6 protein-coding genes are annotated in these 5,082 nt (G+C 42.8%); 2 read left to right on the top strand and 4 right to left on the bottom strand.

The features are described 5' to 3' along the window. Together QW520_09005 and larB are read right to left on the bottom strand one after the other, a co-directional pair. Positions 1–280: hypothetical protein (locus QW520_09005; GenBank protein ID MEM0449942.1), on the bottom strand; the 280-nt coding region annotated here is incomplete at its 3' end. After that, entirely contained in the window at positions 277–1,065 is a 789-nt protein-coding gene (gene larB, locus QW520_09000; protein ID MEM0449941.1) for a nickel pincer cofactor biosynthesis protein LarB, read from the bottom strand. The genes QW520_09005 and larB, both read right to left, overlap by 4 nt. A gap of 96 nt (positions 1,066–1,161) precedes the next feature. Here larB and larE point away from each other — a divergent pair, with 96 nt between their 5' ends. Further along, positions 1,162–1,956 carry an ATP-dependent sacrificial sulfur transferase LarE gene (gene larE / locus QW520_08995; GenBank protein ID MEM0449940.1) on the top strand — a complete coding sequence of 265 codons (795 nt, stop codon included), beginning with the start codon at positions 1,162–1,164 and terminating at the stop codon, positions 1,954–1,956. On the opposite strand, the gene QW520_08990 is transcribed toward larE, so the two are convergent. Next, on the bottom strand, positions 1,953–3,278 hold the full coding sequence (locus QW520_08990) for a TldD/PmbA family protein (GenBank protein ID MEM0449939.1): 1,326 nt from the start codon (positions 3,276–3,278) through the stop codon (positions 1,953–1,955). The two genes, larE and QW520_08990, sit on opposite strands and share 4 nt — an antisense overlap. Beyond that, on the bottom strand, positions 3,275–4,711 hold the full coding sequence (locus QW520_08985; protein MEM0449938.1) for a TldD/PmbA family protein: 1,437 nt from the start codon (positions 4,709–4,711) through the stop codon (positions 3,275–3,277). The genes QW520_08990 and QW520_08985 overlap by 4 nt, the downstream gene beginning before the upstream one ends. A gap of 126 nt (positions 4,712–4,837) precedes the next feature. On the opposite strand from QW520_08985, the gene QW520_08980 reads away from it, so the two are divergent. After that, the coding region (locus tag QW520_08980; protein ID MEM0449937.1) for a hypothetical protein at positions 4,838–5,082 on the top strand (245 nt) is incomplete at its 3' end.

Below are 5,082 nucleotides of genomic sequence, written 5' to 3'. Positions count from 1 at the left end.
GCATCTCAGGAAGGATTTCAAAAGGGCCGATCCAACCAATTTTGCCCCACGTATGACAATAAGCAGCTCCAATTATATCTCTTTCATATTCTACTACAAAACAGCCATGCGGCTCTTGCTTAAGATACGCCTCCAAAAGTCGACGGGGACGTATTGGTAATTTTATCTTTTTTCCCAATTCTCGAGATGCCATATCTGACCAAGTCTCTTGCGCAATTTCTTGAGCTTTGGAAAGGTCACTGTAGGACATGACCCTAATTTCGAAATTTTGAATATTCATAGCGAGTGCGCCTTATCATTCGAACGATTATGACATTTTCTTGCTATCAATGCAGCAAAAGCCCCTGCGCCTACACCATTGTCAATATTCACAACAGCCAAGCCTGGGGAGCATGATTGCAGCATGCTTATAAGGGCCGCTTCCCCTCTTCCTCCGTAGCCATATCCAACTGATGTCGGGACTCCGATAACTGGAACGTCCGTCAGACCTGAAACTACTGAGGGTAATGCTCCTTCCATTCCAGCGACCACTATTATTGCGTCAACACTCTCTTTAATCATCATTTTCAACGGTTCTAGAATCCGGTGCAGTCCCGCAACACCGACATCATATGCAGTGAATACCTTGACACCCATAGCTTGGGCAACGCATTTAGCTTCCTCGGCTACGGTGATATCTGAGGAGCCCGCTGCCAAGATCCCTATTTTCCCTTTGTGGCTGACAAGCTCTTTTTTCTTAACAGTGATTAAACGTGCATTCTCATTATAAATGACCGTAGGCCCTTTGATTATTTCTCGAATCAGTTTAAAGTGTTCTTCTGACGCTCTAGAAACCAACACAATCTCACGATCATCTATGGCTCTAGCCACTATTTCTGCAACCATAGCAGGAGATTTGCTCTCCCCAAATATGATCTCGGGGATTCCTCTTCTAGCTTCTCTTCCATGATCAAATACTGTATGGTTGCCAATCTTCTCTAAAAAGTCTAGTCGCAAGAGCTTTTCAGCTTCTTCCTCACTCAGTTCACCAGAGATATACTGCCTGAGCACCTCTCGTATGCTCATACTATCTTAATCGAGAATTCCCATATTTTTTTATTTGCGTTGTAAAGAGTATTTGTGTCGGTATGATTATTTTTAGTATTTGATTATACGATAACGATGACTGCTGAGCAAAAATTGAATGAACTAAGACGAACATTGCGTTCCTTAGGTACGGTAGGAGTAGCTTATTCTGGAGGGTTAGATTCCTCATTCCTTCTTAAAATAGCCCTTGAGGAGCTGGGGGAAAAAGCTGTAGCTTTCATGGGGGTTTCTCCTGCGTTCCCTACCAGAGAACGAGAAACTGCTATTTCCTTGGCTGCTTCGATTGGGGCGCGTCTCATAACTTTGAATACAAATGAGCTAGAGCTGGAAGAATATATCAGTAATCCTGAGGATCGTTGCTACTACTGTAAAAATCACATATTGAAAATGATTATTTCAGCGGCGAGAGAACTAGGATTTCTCAACGTTATCGATGGTACGAATGCAGATGACTTCGAAACCCACCGCCATGGGATAAGAGCGGCGCAAGAACTAGGTGTTCGATCTCCTCTCTCCGAAGTTGGCCTAACTAAGGAAGAAATTAGATCTTTGGCAGGAAAGATAGGATTGGCATCAGCCAATCGCCCTTCATCTCCATGTCTGGCCACCCGTGTGCCATATGGGCAAAAGATAACAAGAGAGAAATTAGCTCAGATTGAAGGGGCTGAGAATATTCTGAAGGATTTGGGTTCCAGACAAGTACGTGTCAGACACCACGGTGAAATTGCTCGTATAGAGGTGCTCGCGGATGATTTTTTGCTATTATTAACAAAACGAGATAAAATAGTTAAAGACTTTAAAAAAATCGGATTTAAATACGTTTGCCTAGATTTAGAAGGTTATAGGTCTGGTAGCTTAGAACTGAGCTAGCGGGATTTAGTGAAGCGAACTCCCCCGATTAGAGCTGAGGGGGATAGAGTTGGCGTCTCAACTTCCCACCAATGCACCCATTTTCTTTCCTTGGATAATCCCAAAATTGATTTGAAAATCCGATTCATGTTATCTGAGATGCGCAATTCCCTGATCGGCTTCGAGAATTCACCATTTTCAATGAGGAACATCGCATCCCTTGGTATGGTGCTAAAATCACCTGTAGTATAATTTTGATATCGCAGATACCAGTTGTTTGATACAAAGATTCCCTTATCTACCGATTTGATTAATTCTTGCGTTGAATGCTTTCCTTCTTCTACGACCAAATTGAAAGCTCGGGGTGAAATCAGGCCTGCATTAGCCGTGGATTCGACTCCAACCTTGGCTGCGGTTGTGCTATTATGTAAGTAAGTCTTCAGCACTCCTCTTTCAATAATTACATTCTTTCGACATGGAAGACCTTCCGCGTCGAATGCAGCTGCGCCATAAGTTCCTTGTAATGTAGGATCGTCGTAAACATTCAATTCCTCTGGGCCAATTCTATTTCCTAGCTTTTCGGATAGGAATGAAAGACCTGCCTCGACCATGAAAGCTGAAGCACTTCGACCCAATTGATTAATGAATGAAGCGAAGGTTAAAGGACCGAAAACAACATCATAAAGACCAGGTTCCATCGTTGAAGGTGATACGGAAAGTTTGGCCAACCTTCCTGCCTCCTCACCTGCTTTGATTGGTTCAAAATTCTTCTCATTCCCTGACACGCTAACGGAATGCCCTGAGGAACCACCGCAAAAGGCTCGCAAAGAAACTTCCAAACCTGATTTGCGCATCATCCCAAAAGCGTCTGCGGAAGTATGCAAAGTCAACTTATTATTTTCAAGGACAAGCGCCCCAGCGACACGCTCTGCCCCTTCCTTGATTGCTGACTCTATGGCCTGATGAACCATACTTACTAACATTTTCGGATCTGAGTTAATTAGGGGGCAATTTAGTAACTTATAATCATATTTGAAAGGACCTTTGGGTAAAGGAGCATAAATAGATTGAATTGGGCTTTTTCTAGCCGTTTCTACAGTCTTCTTGGCCATTGACTCCAATGATCTTTTAGATAGATTGGCAGTGCTGGTGCTTGCTCGGCGGCCATGTTCGTTAACATAAAGGTTCACCGTACTCTCTCTGAGTTCTTTATTAATTGTAATTTCATTATTTGAGAAACGTATCATTGAGCTTTCAGACTGAGTTACGCTGACTACAACATCATGCGCACCAAGAGATTTGCAAGTGGATAAGATCAATTGACAAATATCTTCTGCTTTCATACGGACCCTCCAATATGAAGCCCTTTGGCTCGGATATGAGGGCCCCCCGTCCAGACAGGAATGCCTTGCATGGGATCTCCTTTTCCGCAGGTCGCTGCATTGAATTTTAAATCCTTACCAACGGCATCGACGGCCATCCAAAATGCGATAGTTGTTACCTCAAGAACAGGGTTTCTTAACCTCTGGCGAAGCTCGCCGTCTTCTATGCGATATGCCTCCAGACCAACATAACGCTGATTATAACGCCGATCGTCTATATTCCACTCCATGAAATTTTTTATGTAGACACCATAATCTACACCTTCAATCAACTCTTCTAGGCTTAGATCACCGGGTTCTACGAATGTATTGGACATACGGACTATTGGTTCTCTGTTAAAAGCAGCTGACCTAGCTGAGGCGTTACTGCCAACCCCCATTACATGAGCAGTTTCACGATTGTGTAAAAATTCTTCGATTCTTCCGTTTTTTATGAGATATCGTCTTCTCGCTCGTACGCCTTCATCATCTATTGCATAATAGCCAAAAGACCTAGGAAGAGTTGGATCCTCCACAACATTTACTACTTCAGAACCGACTTTCATACCTAAAGATTCACGAGTAAGATATGTCTCTCCTGCTTGTGCCGCCTCTCTTCCCAATATACGGTCTGCTTCTCCTGGATGACCAGAGCTCTCATGGCTGATTATGCCCACTACTTCTGGACCTAAAACAACGTCCCCTCGCTCTTCCCTCGCTGCCTCGGCTTTGAACAAAATATTGGCTAATGTTTTAATCTCTTCGTCTACTGTCATAGGTACATTCCAACGTTCCAAAGCTTCCCACCCCGAAGATTCTCCCAGACTCAGAAACCTTTGAATGGAGCCGCGGGAAGGCTCATAAGCATTGAGGAAAATATCTAAAGATGCTCTCGGAACGTGGCTATGCACTTTAGCGCCATCAGATGTGATTAAATATTTCTCCGTAAGAAGGGTATCAAGGGACAGGTATCTTCCCGGCAGTTTAATTTTCGAATCCTGAGCTGCTTTTACGGCAGCAGAATCTATCTCTTGCAATAAGTCGATTCTAGATTCTAAATCGACGGACTCAAAAGAAACCCTTGGTTTCAATATAATTTTTCCTTCAGCGAGATCCCCTTGACCCATAGCTATTTTTGTTTTGTTTCTTCGACCCGATTCCTTAGCCCCTCTTATGACTCTGCTTACTAAGGATCTGAGTTCCTTTTTCCCAATTTGATTTATAGCTCCAAAACCCAAGCCGCCATCAACTATAGCTCGAAAGGATATACCTTTTCTCTCATCCGAAGTGGCCAGTTCAAGTTCTCCATTCTTAAGTATGTTAGTTTCAATCATATCATTTTGATACCTAGCTTCAGCATAAGTAGCCCCTTGAGATAGAGCCAATGATATCATTAATTCTAATTCATCCTCCATCTGCCTCCTCCTTGCACGTTGTGCGAAGGGATAGACGTTCTAAATAAGTCCTTCGTTGGTATCTGGATTTTTACCTCATATCTTAGAGAAAGGAATACATAATAGAGATGACACTAAATTCATGCGATGCGTGGTTCTATCACCTTATTGCAGTACGAGCATGGTATAATTCGGCAAGTGATAGATGTTTTAGGAGAAATGGTTAAAAAAGACAATCTTAAAAAATATACTGACCAAACCGTTAAGATAGTCGATTTTCTGGATGTATATATTTCGAAGTACCACCATAAAAAGGAGGAGCGTTTCCTATTCAAGAAAGTATCCTCTCTTTCAGCTGAAATTTCACGAGGAGTCAGAGAACTTAAAGCTGA

It is taken from the genome of Methanomassiliicoccales archaeon (assembly GCA_038740345.1).
GTDB lineage: Archaea > Thermoplasmatota > Thermoplasmata > Methanomassiliicoccales > UBA472 > JAJRAN01.
The sequence above is the reverse complement of the archived record's forward strand: the minus strand, read 5'-3'. Positions and strand labels throughout refer to the sequence as shown.